The organism is Mesorhizobium sp. 113-3-9, assembly GCF_016756515.1.
Classification (GTDB): domain Bacteria; phylum Pseudomonadota; class Alphaproteobacteria; order Rhizobiales; family Rhizobiaceae; genus Mesorhizobium.
The window spans coordinates 7,293,978-7,307,912 of the sequence record NZ_AP023246.1 but is presented as its reverse complement, the minus strand read 5'-3'; the positions used below and the strand labels follow the sequence as shown (position 1 = coordinate 7,307,912).

At 58.8% G+C, this 13,935-nt stretch carries 12 protein-coding genes; 11 read left to right on the top strand and 1 reads right to left on the bottom strand.

What is annotated here, in order from left to right; genetic code table 11:
* Positions 1-15: 15 nt before the first annotated feature.
* Genes MesoLj_RS34890 through asnB form a run of 4 tightly spaced genes read left to right on the top strand, consistent with a single transcriptional unit; the run spans position 16 to position 4,300 of the window.
* On the top strand, positions 16-834 hold the full coding sequence (locus tag MesoLj_RS34890; protein ID WP_202324385.1) for a phosphocholine cytidylyltransferase family protein: 819 nt from the start codon (positions 16-18) through the stop codon (positions 832-834).
* A complete protein-coding gene (locus tag MesoLj_RS34885) occupies positions 831-1,430 on the top strand; it encodes a phosphatidylcholine/phosphatidylserine synthase (protein ID WP_199201497.1) in 600 nt (199 codons plus the stop codon). Before MesoLj_RS34890 ends, MesoLj_RS34885 begins: the two co-directional genes overlap by 4 nt.
* Positions 1,431-1,460: 30 nt before the next feature.
* Positions 1,461-2,375 (top strand): class I SAM-dependent methyltransferase, encoded by a 915-nt coding sequence (locus MesoLj_RS34880; protein ID WP_202324382.1) that lies wholly within the window; start codon positions 1,461-1,463, stop codon positions 2,373-2,375.
* Positions 2,376-2,407: 32 nt separating this feature from the next.
* Positions 2,408-4,300, top strand: a complete 1,893-nt coding sequence (asnB, locus tag MesoLj_RS34875) for an asparagine synthase (glutamine-hydrolyzing) (protein WP_202324380.1) — start codon at positions 2,408-2,410, stop codon at positions 4,298-4,300.
* A 38-nt stretch (positions 4,301-4,338) separates the two neighbouring features.
* Here the strand turns inward: asnB and MesoLj_RS34870 are convergent, their stop codons facing one another.
* A complete protein-coding gene (locus MesoLj_RS34870) occupies positions 4,339-5,646 on the bottom strand; it encodes an alkaline phosphatase family protein (RefSeq protein ID WP_202324376.1) in 1,308 nt (435 codons plus the stop codon).
* Positions 5,647-5,812: 166 nt separating this feature from the next.
* Between MesoLj_RS34870 and MesoLj_RS34865 the strand changes: the two genes are divergently transcribed.
* The 7 genes from MesoLj_RS34865 to MesoLj_RS34835 all read left to right on the top strand — a co-directional run bounded on the left by MesoLj_RS34865 (position 5,813) and on the right by MesoLj_RS34835 (position 13,908).
* Positions 5,813-7,519 (top strand): pyridoxal phosphate-dependent aminotransferase, encoded by a 1,707-nt coding sequence (locus MesoLj_RS34865; protein WP_202324374.1) that lies wholly within the window; start codon positions 5,813-5,815, stop codon positions 7,517-7,519.
* A 54-nt stretch (positions 7,520-7,573) separates the two neighbouring features.
* On the top strand, positions 7,574-8,365 hold the full coding sequence (locus tag MesoLj_RS34860) for a DeoR/GlpR family DNA-binding transcription regulator (protein ID WP_202324370.1): 792 nt from the start codon (positions 7,574-7,576) through the stop codon (positions 8,363-8,365).
* A gap of 189 nt (positions 8,366-8,554) precedes the next feature.
* A complete protein-coding gene (locus MesoLj_RS34855) occupies positions 8,555-10,117 on the top strand; it encodes an ABC transporter substrate-binding protein (RefSeq protein WP_202324368.1) in 1,563 nt (520 codons plus the stop codon).
* A gap of 5 nt (positions 10,118-10,122) precedes the next feature.
* Positions 10,123-11,154 (top strand): ABC transporter ATP-binding protein, encoded by a 1,032-nt coding sequence (locus MesoLj_RS34850; protein WP_202324365.1) that lies wholly within the window; start codon positions 10,123-10,125, stop codon positions 11,152-11,154.
* Positions 11,151-12,110: an ABC transporter ATP-binding protein gene (locus MesoLj_RS34845; protein WP_096453630.1), complete on the top strand. Its 960-nt coding sequence runs from the start codon at positions 11,151-11,153 to the stop codon at positions 12,108-12,110. Before MesoLj_RS34850 ends, MesoLj_RS34845 begins: the two co-directional genes overlap by 4 nt.
* On the top strand, positions 12,110-13,051 hold the full coding sequence (locus tag MesoLj_RS34840) for an ABC transporter permease (RefSeq protein WP_096453632.1): 942 nt from the start codon (positions 12,110-12,112) through the stop codon (positions 13,049-13,051). Before MesoLj_RS34845 ends, MesoLj_RS34840 begins: the two co-directional genes overlap by 1 nt.
* The gene (locus tag MesoLj_RS34835; RefSeq protein ID WP_010913601.1) at positions 13,048-13,908 is read left to right on the top strand and encodes an ABC transporter permease; all 861 of its coding nucleotides are present in this window, start codon (positions 13,048-13,050) and stop codon (positions 13,906-13,908) included. Before MesoLj_RS34840 ends, MesoLj_RS34835 begins: the two co-directional genes overlap by 4 nt.
* Positions 13,909-13,935: the final 27 nt, after the last annotated feature.

The following is a 13,935-nucleotide window of genomic DNA, read 5'->3' as shown; positions in this document are numbered from 1 at the left end:
AAAGAGGTGAATGAGATGCCTCCCGCTGCTCCCAGGAAAGCCGTCATTCTCGCTGCCGGCTTCGGCTCCCGCCTGCGTCCGCTGACCGATCTGTGTCCCAAGCCCCTCGTCGAAGTCAACGGCACACCGATACTTTACAATGCACTGTGGAACCTTCAGACGGTGGGAGTTGAAGAGGTGACGATTGTTGTCGGCTATCGCAAGGATGCCATTCGCCATGCCTGTGGCGAACGCTTCGGCAGACTTGAAATCAACTATGTCGAGTCCTCGGTCTTCGACAAGACAGGGAGCGCGTACTCGCTCTGGCTGGCACGCGACACGCTTCTTTCCGGCGACTGTTATCTCCTCGAAGGTGACGTCTTCTTCGAAGAAGATGCACTGCGCCACCTGATCAGGGTCGAGGCGCCCAATGCCGCTGCGGTCGCGCCCTTCGATCCATCCATGGAAGGATCCGCGGCCGTCCTTTCCAGCGACGGCTTCATATCCGAAGTCCGGTTGAAGCAGACGGCGGCAAATCTGGCATCAGGCACCCCGGTGCTCTTCAAGATGATGAACCTCATCCGGTTCTCTGGCGCCGAACTCCAAACGGTGATCGTCCCGGTCCTCCACGACCTGATCGGCTCGGGCGCAATCAAAGCCTATACCGAGGAGCTGCTCGCGCATCTCATCGAGCAGCGCGGACTGCAACTCGCCGCGGCGCGATGTGACGATTTGCGATGGTACGAGATCGACAGTGAACAGGACCTGCGGGTAGCGGAAAGGATTTTCGCCTTCGAGCGACCTCACAGACATAGTGCCGACGCGCCGGCCGCCGTGGCGGGGGTAGGAGGATGATCCGCTATCTGTTCGACGCTGCAAATGCCATTACAGCCCTTGGGCTGATATTGGCCACCACGGCGATCTACTTTGCTTTGATCGGGCGCTTCGAGATTGGCATCTGTTTCGGCTTGTGGGCTCTTTTGGCAGATGATGCCGACGGCATGGTCGCGAAGAGTTCCCCGAACCGGTCCGCTTTGATGGCACAGCTGGGTGGCGCGTTGGACGGGCTGCTTGATTTGGTCTACGCAGCCGTCTTTCCAGCGGTTCTGATTTTGTCCTTCAACGCGTTCTCCGTTCTCGCATTGTTGGCTGCCAACTGCCTCATCCTGTCAGGGGCTCTGCGCCTCAGCTATTTTTCGACGTTCGGACTGGACGCTGACGGATTCGGCAGAGGATTGCCGTTGAACAATAATCTCTTCGTGTTGGCGTTCCTCTTCGTCGCCGACCATCACTTGCCGGTGCAAGGCCTGGGCAACCTATTGATCGGTGCAGGGTTTGTGCTGTCGGTCCTGCATCTTTCAAACTTCAAATTTCCAGGTACCGGCAGTGCGTTGCGCTTGGGTAACCTTACACTCGCCGCAGCCGGATCTGTCGCCTTGCTCACAAAGTGAATCAGTTTGCAGCTATAGGGAAGAGAATACATGGAGAACTCTTTCGAGGCCGAAACTCGCACCGTCTTTGATCGCTACCAGCGCCAGCAGGAGAATGACGACCACATATTCGACAGGTTGGTCTCTCTGATCGAGGAGGAATATTTCGGCTTGCCTACCGGTAGCTTCCGCGGTCTTGATGTCCTGGACGCGGGCTGCGGCTCCAACGCGAATGCGTCCTATGCGTTTCTCGACAAGGGGGCACGAAACGTTGTTTCGCTTGAATTGAGCAATGATTGGATGGATTGCGCGCGCAAACGCCTCAGCCGATTTGGGCCGCGCTCGGAACTGGTCGCGGGCAGTGTGCTCGATCTGCCGTTTGACGACTTCAGTTTCGATTTTGTCCATTGCGCAGGGGTTTTGCCGAACACCAGCAATCCGAAAAAAGGCTTTGAAGAGCTTGCCCGTGTAACCCGCCCCGGCGGCAACTTCTTTTTGACGATTATGGGCACCGCCAACGGCGTCATTTACCGATGCATCAATCACTTGCGAGAACTCTACCAAAGCGACGGTCAATTCCGCAGTTCCATCGACAATCTGGACGCATCCACCGCACGCGAAGCCATCAACTGGATGTTGAGAATAAAGGACGGCGAAGAGGAAGAATATATACCCGGCGAAAACGAATTCTTTCGGAGCCTTTTTGACGATGATTTGTTCGTGACGATCCGGGATCGTTTCCAGGCGCCGACCTATCACGAGTTCGCCTTCACAGAGGTACAAATCCGAGGCTGGTATGGCGAGTGCGGCTTCGAGAAGATCCGCAGGATCTCAAGGTATACAAAAAATTTCCATAATCTTCGGCGCTTTCTCGCTCCGATGTACCGTCATTATGACCACCCGCTGGCCCGCTTCTGGTTCGGCGATGGCTGCATCCAGATGATCGGCGAAAAGCCGAGCACGTAGTTGGCGTTATTCGTGCCAAGAGAGCGACCCCAATGTGCGGAATCTTTGGGATAGTCCTCAAAAACGAGGGAACACCCGTTTGTGCTGAGGCCGTTGAGCGTTGCGCTGAGGCTCTCGCTCATCGCGGGCCTGATGCCAGCGGCCTATACATTGATCAATCGGTCGCATTCGCGCATCGACGGCTATCGATTGTCGACGCTCATTCTCGCGCCAATCAGCCCTATCGCGATGACAATACCGGAGTGGTGGTGACGTACAACGGCGAGATATTCAACTATCGGGAAATTAGAGCTGAATTGAGGGATATGGGTTTTTCCTTTTCGACGGTGTCCGACACCGAGGTTCTAATTCTTAGCTATATTGCTTGGGGAAAGTCATTCTTAAACCGCCTTGACGGGATGTTTGCCTTCGCGCTTTTCGATCCACGGAAATCGCTTGTTCTCATCGCCCGAGATCGTTTGGGGGTAAAACCCCTCTACTACTCGATTTGCGATGTTGGGCTTCTGTTTGCGTCGCAGCCGAACGCTCTCATTCGCTGGCCGGGCGTCATGCGCGGACCCGACATGATCGGCGCGCTCAGTTTTCTTTCCTATCGCGCGGTTGTCGGCGCCAGAACGCTGTTCGCCGGGATTTCCAAGTTAGAGCCCGGCCATCTCCTCGAAATAAGAAATGGGCGACACACGTCCGAACGTTGGTGGAATCTGTCAGAGCGCATTTCGCGATGTAAGCCCGACTACTCCGACATACGCAGACTACTCGGAAGCGCCGTCGAACGTCAGCTGGTGGCTGACGTACCGGTCGCCGCATTGTTGTCCGGTGGACTTGACTCGAGCATCCTCGCCTATGAGGCGTCCGCCCGCTCCCAAATCCGTCCGATCTGCTATACCGGCAAGGTCGAGACCGCCGATTATGACGAGACGGCTTATGCGATGGAGGTCGCCGCAGAATTTGGGCTCACTCACCGGGTCGTCCCAATTGGAGAACCTTCCGATATCTACGCTGTGTCAGAGCTGGTTCGCCTGCGCGGACATCCGCTTGGGATGCATAACGAAATCGCAATGTTTACGCTCGCAAAGGCGATTTCGAAGGAGCATAAGGTCGTCCTCACCGGCGAGGGTGCCGATGAGATTTTTGCTGGCTACAGCCGATTGTTCCGTACGCCGTATGATTACAATCGAAGCAAGATCATCGCCGCATTACCACGTGCTCTTGCCCAGGTCGCACGCCGGCGCCTCGGACTCGACGTCCATTGCAGTCAATTGCAGTTCTTCCTGGCGCGTTACAGCTACTTCCCGACCGATGAAATCCGCTCGCTTGCCATCGATGGGCGGATACGAAGGGAGCACGAGATGGCTCTGTTCGATCACTTCTCGACTCAATTTGCAGAGGCCGGCGGAGATTTCTTTAGCAAGATCTCATATGTTCTCGTCTCTACGCATTTGCCCGCATTGCTGGAAATGGTTGACAACACCACAATGGCAGCTGGGCTTGAAGCTCGCGTTCCTTATACCGATCACCAGCTCGTTACCGCCGCAATGGCGATGCCCGGCTCACAGCGGTTGAGGTGGAGGTCTCCAATCGCTTCGGTCCAGGCACTGTGGCATCCGGTTGCTTCCTTCAGCGAACGTCTCGATGTCTCAAAATTCCCCTTAAGAAGGGAATACCGGAGCGTCTTGCCCAGATCTGTTCTATCTCGCAAAAAGATGGGATTTCCGCTGCCACTGGGTCAGTGGGCCGTTGGCGAGGGAGCAACGGAATATCGAAGGCTGCTGTTTGATAAGGACTCTCCACTGGGAGATTTGTTCGATCCTGCTGCTTTGTGGCGTTGGTTCGAGGCCGGACGACGAAATCCTTCAGACTCGTTTGGTCGGAAGTTCTGGCTGTTGGCCAACCTTGGGATATTCTTCAAAGAGGTATTCTCATGACGAATATGCGAGACCGCAGGCGGTCGCTTGCGGGCATCTTACAGAAGACCCCTTGCCGAAAACGGGGCGTCGGACAATCCCAAGATCTGAGCAATGGTTGGCGTGAACTCTTCAGCGGAGCCCCAGGCAATTTTGCAAGGTTGCATTCCAGGGATGCTCAACAGGCATATCCGATCGTCCTCCGCGCTGCCCGGTCGAAAACCGTGGGTGGACAAGTATCGAGGTCTGCCCGTCGGGCCAGCTTCTTGCGTGGCTCCAACGGTCTCCTCGAAGGAGTGTCCAGGAGGTGCGACATAGGTCGCTATGCAATCACGTTCATTTACCGGAACATGGTCGCTCGACCACGGCTCCACTTGGAAGCGCGCCAACAGTCCGTCTGCGATTCTGCGGTCATGAGCTCCGTCAACCAGGACATGGAGCGTCGCTCCTTCACTTTCCCAAAGCAAGTCAGGGATGATCGCATCCGGATAAATGGTTGTGTGGACGGCGCTATGTCCATGGTCACTTGCGACTACGATCGCGTAATCGTCTTCCCGCCCGACTCGCCTCAGTCCTTCGATGAGAGCGCCAATCATCATGTCGGCCGCGGCGATAGACCAATGTGCCGCCTCGCTTTCGTATCCGAACTGATGCTGAATCGAATCCGTCATGTCGATCTCGGTCAAAATGAGATCAGGCGGGTTCTCCGAGCAAGCCAGCGCTCCTGCAGCCCCGATCATGAGATGATCCGCGGCCAGGCCCGCAACGAGAGGAGTGCTCGCAACGGTGTCACGACTGGACGGGAAGCCGAAGAGATCGAGCACGCCGGCGGCTCGCAACCGTCCGTTTGGATCTTTGATCATGCGCGAGCGAGCGATGCGGTTTTCGGGCAGGCTCTTAAATGACCGGCTTCCCTGGAGAAACCCTCGTTCCCACCAGGCCGGGACGAAGACATCGCAATCGGCTGGGTCGATCAACCCAGCGCCGATGGACGCGACATCAAGCCCGCTATTTTTGGCAAGCTTTGCAATGGTCGGAACCCGCAGATCAGACGCGTCGGCGCAGACAAACGAGCCATCTCGCACAATGTGGTTTCCGTAGATCCCGTTCGCTTGAGGCGCCGCGCCGGTTAGCATGCTTGCGCGCCCCGGCATCGACGTTCCCGGCACCGTTGAGCGCAGGCGAGTGATGGACAGACCGTCTCCTGCCAAACGAAGAAGCGTCGGCAACCGATGTTTGTGCTTTTCGAAATAGTCCGCGCTTACGCCGTCCATGAGGATCAGAATCGCTTTCGTAGGAGCGCGCGGCTTTATCGAGGCAGGCGTCTGAAAACGAGCGGTAGGCCTGGATGGATTGGTGTGGGTCATGTTGCACCTGGAAGAGACCGATCGAAACCAAAGCCCCCTATAGGCTTCGGATGACGCCGGTATGAACGCATCACGGGATACTTCGAGCGCCAGTGGGTCGTTTTGATTTTGGGAATGGGCGCTTCTACGCGCGCTTTTTGTTTCCTTCAGAAGAAAGGAGTCCGAGATGGCCGATACGACCCGAGCTATTTTTGTCCTCGATTTCGCAGGGCCAAAAATACATCTGTGGAGTGGCAGCTACGATGCACCGTCGGTTCCTATCAACGGTCAGCCGCTCTTGGACCGTCTCGTCAATGCCTGTGTCGAAAACGGCATTGAAGATGTCACCGTCGTTGAAAACTTGAGCAGCGGCACATTCGATGGGTTCCGCCTGCAGGACAGCACAAATACGCTTTCGTGGCACGACGCGCATGACGGCGATCTCATTGAGAAGTTTTGCCAACATAATGGCGATACCCTTCTGATATGGGGAACGCCGCTTTTCGACAGTGAGGTTCTTGACGGTATCGATGTCAACAAAGGTTTGCGCGGCTCCGCTTGGCGGCCCGACGCGCCGACCGGGATTTATCGATTGAGTGCTGATGTTCTACGCAATCTTCTGGCCGAAAGCCGCGCCGCGGTATCTCTGCATCAGGCCTTGAGCACGTTGGTCGCGGGCCTGTCCCAGCTGGACGTAGCGTTGCCTGACAATGTGCTGAATGCTGGCTCGAAGCTGCTCGATATTTGCGACGGTGTCGACGCATCCATCGCGGAATTTCGGTGTGACAAGGAGAACGTGCTGCGGCGTCTGGAAACCAGCGTCGGAGGTTATTGGCGCAAGCCAATCGCCGAGCACATGCTTCTTTGCAATACCCGCTTCCCTCCCAAGACTTTTTACGATCGGCTGGCGGCGAGGCTCGAAGGCGTGTTGACATGCTATCCTTCTCAGCAGATCGATATCGCTTCAGTTGTTGGCACGATGACCTCGCAGCAGCCGGACTTTATTGCAGTCGGAAACGGGGTGACCGACCTCATCCAGGCGCTCTATTCAACGCTGAACCCAACAATCGCGATTCCCGTGCCGACGTTCGCCGGCTTTCAAACACCTCTCGATGACGAACAAAAGAACAACTTCGTCCTCACCCCGCCCTATTTCGATCTCGACGTTCGAGCTTTCCTGGAATTCGTGCTGGCGACAGGCGCGGATACGGCAATCGTTGTAAATCCAAACAATCCGACCGGTCGACTTGTTGATCATGCTGACGTGGCATGGCTGGCGGAGGCCCTAGGATCTCGAGGGCGGCGGCTGATCGTGGATGAATCGTTCATTGATTTCCCCGCTGCTGGCCGATCAAACAGCGTTGAGAATCTGGTGCCGTCCTGTGACAATTTGATCGTGGTGAAGAGCCTTGGAAAGGTCTTCGGACTTGGCGGAATCCGGCTCGCCTACCTCATGGCTGGCGATCCCGCGCTCGTTGCCGCCGTGCGCCGGAAACTGCCGCTGTGGAACATTAACGGCATTGCGGAATACACACTGTTCCTGCTTCCCGAATTCGCAGAGGAACTGGAAGACAGTCTAGAGATGTTGCGAGAAGATAGAGAGCTGTTCATCGAGGAGCTGCGGACGGTACCGGGCCTCGACGTCGTACCTTCGCAAACGAATTTCATCTTGTGCCGGCTGCCTGAAAATTCGCTATCCGCTGCCGAGCTCAAGCGCCGCCTTGTTCTGTTCGAATCCGTCCTCGTAAGAGAATGCGGCTATCAAGCCATGAACGACGCAGATCGATATCTGCGCCTGACGGTTCGAAGTCGGACGGAAAACGAAAGGCTGGCAAAAGCTCTGCGGCGCACCTTAAGCCGCTCAACGGCCTCTGAGACCGACGCCCTGACGTGACATTTGCGCAGTGAACCGAATAGCCTTTTTTCGAATGCCGCGAGAGAGAGAAGCATGTCGCTTAGTTACAATCGTCATAAAAGGCTCGTTGAAATCATCCAGGCGAATGGCGAAGTGCGCATCCGAGATTTGATGCAGCGGTTCAATATTTCAGAAGAGACTGCGCGGCGGGATATCAAACGGCTCGAGCAGGATGGCTTGGTCGCACGGGTCCATGGTGGCGCGGTCGCAACGCAACAGCCAAAGCTGCTGGCCATCTCATCGCGAGCTGTTTCCGAGCGCGCGGAAAAAAGCACCATCGCTGAGATCGCCCTGGGTCTTCTGAAGTCCGGTCAGAATCTCTTTTTCGGGGGCGGCAGCACCATTCTGTCGTTGGCCAGCCGCATATCGGCCCTCCCGGAAATGCGCGTCGTCACCAACATGGTCGATACTGCCATCGCCGCGGCCGAAGGCCATCGGCATCGCGTTGTCATGCTGGGGGGCGATTTCAATGTCGATTTCCGGACCGTAAGCGGATTCACCGCCTTGCGTACACTCCGCGAACAGCAGATCGACGTCGCATTTATCGGCGTCAATGCGGTGCATCCGAATGGCGTTTTCGACCATGAACAGGTCGGACAGGAGCTTGCTGCGACGCTCTGCGAGCAAGCACGGAAAATTGTCATTCTCGCCGATCACAGCAAATTCGGCTTGTCGGCGCGCTACCGCATCCTGCCCCATTCGGCGATTACCGCGATCATCACCGACCGGAGGCCTGCATCGGACATGCTGGACAAGATCGAAGCCGCCGGTGTTGAAGTTCTATATCCGCAAAACCGTCACAACCCCGCACTGGTCTCTACTTGATCCTCTTCTTTCAGCCCGCACGGCTGCCCCAATCGTGAAACATTTTTTCCATTTGATTTCAATAACCAACACAATCCGTCTCAAACATGCAAAAAACCGTCACATAACCGCGCTATGTCTCATCCCGTCTCGGGAGCGGATTTCATTCGCTCCGATTGTCATCCCGACTGAAAGAGAGGGGATTTTGATATGCAAACGACACGTCGCAGATTTCTCGGCATGAGCGCCATGGCGGCTGGCGCAATAGCATTGCCGAACACGATCATGGCGGCAGCCGGCCGGCGGCCGAACCTCAATATTGCCGTTCAGGACCTGCGCACAATTCTGGAACCGGTGGACGGCTCCTCCATCGCCAACGTTTCCTGGCGGGTGCAATACAGCATTTTCGATCAGCTTTTACGGACCGACTACAACGACAATTTTCGCCTGAATTTCGCGCTCGCGACATCATTGAAGCAAATCGACGCCACGATCCATGAGATCAGGTTGCGCGACAATGTGAAGTTTCATGACGGGTCCACAATGACGGCGGATGACGTTGTCTTCTCGCTCGGGCCGGATCGACTGCGCGGCGAAAAAGCGCCGGGCGCGGCCGTGTTTGCCAACTTCCTCTCCTCGCTTGCCGATGTGCAGAAGATCAATGATCGCACTGTCCGTTTGATCACCAGGACAGAGGATCCGGTCTTCGCCCAGCGGCTCGGCGCCTGGGGCACGCAGATCATCAGCGCCAGGGCACGGGCTGGCGCCAGCAGCTATGACGCCTGGGCGGCGAAGCCGATCGGCACCGGCCCTTACAAGATCGGCGAGGTCCGCAATGGCGACGAGATCACGCTGGTGGCGCACGACGAATATTGGGGAGGTCAGCCGCCATTTGCCTCGATCCGCTTCAAGCGGCTGCCGGAAATCGCCGCGCGCATCGCCGGACTGAAGTCGGGCGATTACGATATCGTCACAGACATCACTCCGGACCACATTGCCGAAATTGAGGGAGTCAACGGCCTCTCGATTGTTGGTGGCGAAGCCATGTGGTTCCGCTTTCTCACATTTGCTCCGCTCAGGACTCCCATCCTGAAAGATGTCGATCTGCGTCGCGCGCTCGCTCTCGCTATCGATCGCGGTGCGCTGGCGGACGGCCTCTGGGACGGCCGGGCGAAAGCGCTGACCAGCTGGCAGCTACCGATCTTCAGCGAGATCAACGACCCCGACCGCAAGGGGGTGTCCTATGATCCGGCGCAGGTCAAGGAACTGCTCGCCAAGTCATCCTACAGGGGCGAGGAAATCCCTTACCCTTCCGTCGGCACCTATTATCCGATGCAGCTCGCCGAGAACCAGGCGCTTGTCGAGATGTGGAAGGCTGCCGGGATCAACGTCAAGCTGATTATGTGTGAGAACTGGACGCAGGTCGGCGACATTGGCGGCATCAATGACACGTCCGGCGGCGCCTTCTACGCCGATCCCGTTTCCATGCTGTGGCAGATTATCGGTCCGACCAATGACCTCCAGTCGACAGGTGGCTGGACCAATGCCGAGTTCAACCGGCTCGGTCACGAGCTTGAAACGACGACCGATCTCGCCAAGCGCCAGGCGGCCTTCAAACGGATGCAGGACATTGTCGAGATCGAGGACCCTTGCATCACGCCGCTGCATTCCATGCCCTTCATCTATGGGCAGAAGGCGGATGTCAGCTGGCAGCCCAACCCGTTACCGCAAATGTATCTCGGCCCGAAGATGCCGCCTGAGCCGGTGGCCTGAGTTCCATGCTGCACAAGTCCTTCCAGAACAGCGCGGGCGCCGCGCTGTTGCCGGCCCATGACATCGGGGCTTCCGCCACCAAACCTGCCATAAGCATTGCTGGCTTGAGGGTGGCGTTCGGCGATGTGCCTGTGCTGCACGGTGTCGATCTCGCTGTGAACAAAGGCGAGACCCTGGGTATCGTTGGCGAATCCGGCTGCGGCAAGTCCGTGACCTGGCGGGCGGTTCTTGGCCTGCTGCCGAAATCCGCCGAGATCGGGGGCGAGGCCAGGATTGGTGATCTCGATCTTGTGGGCGCACGACAATCCGTTTTGGATCGGGTGCGCGGCGGACGCATCGCCATGATCTTCCAGGATCCGGCCAGCGCGCTGAACCCGGTGCATCGCATCGGCGCGCAGATCACCGAAGCGCTTCGCCTGCACCGTGGCCTCAGCGGTGCCGCCGCCCGTGCCCAGGCCTGCCGCCTGCTCGACCAGGTCGGGATAGCCGCTGCGGCAAGCAGGCTCAACGCGTACCCCCACGAACTGTCGGGCGGCCAGAACCAGCGGGTGATGATTGCCATCGCGCTCGCCGGCCGGCCCGAACTGCTGATCGCCGATGAGCCAACGACCGCGCTCGACGCTACCGTGCAGGCGCAGATCCTGCTGCTGCTCAAAGATATTCAACGCGACACAGGCATGGCGCTGGTCATGATCAGCCATGATCTCGCCGCGGTGGCGGCCGTCTGTGACCGGGCATGCGTCATGTATGCGGGCCAGATCGTCGAAACGGCACCGAAACACACGCTTCTGACCGCGCCGCAGCACCCCTATACACGCGACCTGATCGGTGCCATTCCGCCCTCGCACGGTCCGCGCATGCGGTTGACCGCCATTGCCGGCGCGCCGCCACAACGCAATCTGCCGCCGGGATGCGCCTATGCGCCACGCTGCCGGCACGCGATCACGGCATGTGGCACGAGCCGACCGGAACCGCGGCAGGTCGCCGCGCGGCATTCGGTGAGTTGCCTTCGTTTGGACGCCGGCACGTATCAATGACCCTGCTGCGTCTCAACAACATCACCCGTCGCTTTCCCCTCGGCTCGCCATTCTACGGACCGCGGAAATATCTTGTTGCAGTCGATGGCGTGTCGCTGGATGTCGAGATGGGCCGGACGACCGGCATTGTCGGCGAATCCGGATGCGGCAAGTCCACCACCGGCCGTATTGCGCTCGGTCTGGAGCCGTCGGACAGGGGAGGTGTGCTGTTTCAGGGTTTGCCGCTGCCGCGCATCGACAGCAAAAAGTGGCGCGCGCAGCGGCGCCAGATGCAGCTGGTCTTTCAGGACACCTTGGCAGCGCTTGACCGCCGAATGACTGTCAGCGCTCTCATCGCCGAGCCGCTGGCGATTCACGGGATTGGCGATCCGGCAAGCCGCAAGCAACGTGTGGCCGAGCTTCTCCACAGCGTCGGCCTCGGCGAAGACCATGGCGTGCTCTATCCGCATCAGCTTTCCGGCGGCCAGCGCCAACGCGTCGTGCTTGCCCGGGCGCTCGCGCCAAAACCCTCGCTTCTGGTTTGCGATGAGCCGGTCTCGGCGCTCGACGTGTCAGTCCAGGCGCAAATCGTCAATCTGCTCATGGATGTTCAGCAGGAGCTCGGGCTCGGCCTCTTGTTCATCAGCCATGACTTGCGAGTCGTTCGCCATGTCAGCGACCGGATCGTCGTCATGTATCTTGGCCGCGTCGTCGAGCAGGGGCGCGCCGACGCCATTATCGATCAACCCGCCCATCCCTATACGCAGGCGCTCGTCTCGGCCATGCCGAGGCTTCCGGGCGGATTCGATCATTATGTGGCGTTGCCAGGCGAACCGCCGAGCCCTACCGATCGGCCGAGCGGATGCCCGTTTCATCCACGCTGTCCACTTGCGCGCGATGTCTGCCGCCAGAGCCTGCCCGAACTCCTGCCGCTAGGATCGGAACGGCAGGTCGCCTGCCATTTGGTGAGGCATTGATGAGTGCTGTGTTTCGTTTCTCCGGCCCCAAGATCCTGCGTGCCGGCCTGTCGATCCTGATCGTGGTGACCTTTACATTCGTGGTGCTGCGGGCCTCTGGAGACCCGGCGCTGCAGATACTCGGTCCCAGCGCCCGCGCCCCGGATCTTGAGGCGTTTCGCCGGCATTGGGGACTCGATCAGCCTCTGTATGTGCAATATGTTCGCTATGTCCTGGCGGCACTTCACTGCGATTTCGGGAATTCCATGCTGGCTGGAAAACCGGCCCTGCAGCTTGTCTTCGAGCGCGCGCCCCTGACATTGGCGCTGATGCTGCCGGCACTGGCGCTCACGATGCTGATCGGCATTCCGGTCGGCGCCTACGCCGCCATGCATCGCGACACCTGGGTCGACCGATCGGTGATGATGCTGACCGTGTTCGGCTTCACCGTGCCAAGCTTCGTGCTCGGGCTATTGCTGATCCTGATCTTTTCCGTGACGCTCGGCCTGTTCCCATCCGGCGGCGCGGATCGGCCGGAAAGCTTCGTGCTGCCGGTGCTCACGCTTGGTCTGGGCGGGGCGGCCATTATCGCGCGCTTCACGCGTAGCGCCATGATCGAAGTTCTGTCGCAGCTCTACATCGTGGCGGCCAGCGCCAAGGGCGTGACGTGGCGGCAGGTGGTTCGCCACCATGCCTTTCCGAATGCGATCATTCCTGTGCTGACGCTGTTCGGCCTGATGCTCGGCGGCCAGGTCGCGGGCGCCGTACTGGTGGAAAGCGTCTTCGGCTGGCCCGGCATCGGCCAATTGCTGGTGGTTTCGGTTGCGAACCGTGATCTCGCCGTGGTGCAGGTCATCCTCCTTCTCGTGGCGCTGACCATGACGTCGGCCAACCTACTGATGGACCTGCTTTATGGCGTGTTCGATCCGCGCTTGCGTGGAACAAACTCAGGATCGCAATGAAAACGGCAACTGTAAAAACCAACCGTCCGCCGCCTCGCTCGGTGGACCTGCCGACACTCCTTGCTGTGGGCTGGGTTCTCCTCATGCTCCTCACGGCGCTCGCCGCGCCGCTGATGGCTCCCCATGAGATCACTTCCATCGACCTGCGCCATCGCCTGGCGCCGCCCGTCGGCTTTGGCGGAACGATGCTACACGTCCTGGGAACCGACGATCTGGGCCGTGACGTGGCCTCGCGTCTTTTCTACTCGATCCGCACCAGCTTGCTGGTCGCCTTCGGCGCCACTGCGATCAGCGTGTTGGTCGGTACCGGGATTGGCTTCATCGCCGCGTATTTCCGCGGGCTCGTCGAGCATGCCCTGCTGCTAATGATCGACGTACAGGCTTCGCTACCATTTCTAATCGTGGCGCTGGCAATGCTCGCCTGTTTCGGTAATTCGCTGACGCTGTTCGTCGCCCTGATGGGACTTTATGGCTGGGAGCGGAATGCGCGGTTGGCACGAGGACTGGCAATCACCGCCAGCGCGCAGGGCTATGCGAGCGCAACGCGCCAACTCGGCGCCCATCCGCTGCGTGTCTATCTGCGGCATATCCTGCCCAACAGCGCGGCGACGCTTCTCGTGGCGGCGACGGTGACCTTTCCGGAAATCGTCCTGGTGGAAAGCGGACTCTCCTTCCTCGGCCTCGGCGTTCAACCGCCGATGACCAGCCTGGGTGTCATGGTCGCGGCCGGCCGCGAGTATATCACCCGCGCCTCCTGGATGCTGCTCGCTCCAAGCCTCGTCATTGTCATCACGGCCGTTGCCGTTAGCGTCCTCGGCGACTGGTTGCGCGATAAGCTCGACCCGACCCTCAAATAACGGTTTCCCAATGCAAAGGAGCTGATC

Excerpts from the sequence above, each read along its gene's own strand:
- MesoLj_RS34890 (WP_202324385.1), top strand. The coding sequence starts at position 16 with ATGCCTCCCGCTGCTCCCAGGAAAGCCGTCATTCTCGCTGCCGGCTTC.
- MesoLj_RS34885 (WP_199201497.1), top strand. The coding sequence starts at position 831 with ATGATCCGCTATCTGTTCGACGCTGCAAATGCCATTACAGCCCTTGGG.
- MesoLj_RS34880 (WP_202324382.1), top strand. The coding sequence starts at position 1,461 with ATGGAGAACTCTTTCGAGGCCGAAACTCGCACCGTCTTTGATCGCTAC.
- asnB (WP_202324380.1), top strand. The coding sequence starts at position 2,408 with ATGTGCGGAATCTTTGGGATAGTCCTCAAAAACGAGGGAACACCCGTT.
- MesoLj_RS34870 (WP_202324376.1), bottom strand. The coding sequence starts at position 5,646 with ATGACCCACACCAATCCATCCAGGCCTACCGCTCGTTTTCAGACGCCT.
- MesoLj_RS34865 (WP_202324374.1), top strand. The coding sequence starts at position 5,813 with ATGGCCGATACGACCCGAGCTATTTTTGTCCTCGATTTCGCAGGGCCA.
- MesoLj_RS34860 (WP_202324370.1), top strand. The coding sequence starts at position 7,574 with ATGTCGCTTAGTTACAATCGTCATAAAAGGCTCGTTGAAATCATCCAG.
- MesoLj_RS34855 (WP_202324368.1), top strand. The coding sequence starts at position 8,555 with ATGCAAACGACACGTCGCAGATTTCTCGGCATGAGCGCCATGGCGGCT.
- MesoLj_RS34850 (WP_202324365.1), top strand. The coding sequence starts at position 10,123 with ATGCTGCACAAGTCCTTCCAGAACAGCGCGGGCGCCGCGCTGTTGCCG.
- MesoLj_RS34845 (WP_096453630.1), top strand. The coding sequence starts at position 11,151 with ATGACCCTGCTGCGTCTCAACAACATCACCCGTCGCTTTCCCCTCGGC.
- MesoLj_RS34840 (WP_096453632.1), top strand. The coding sequence starts at position 12,110 with ATGAGTGCTGTGTTTCGTTTCTCCGGCCCCAAGATCCTGCGTGCCGGC.
- MesoLj_RS34835 (WP_010913601.1), top strand. The coding sequence starts at position 13,048 with ATGAAAACGGCAACTGTAAAAACCAACCGTCCGCCGCCTCGCTCGGTG.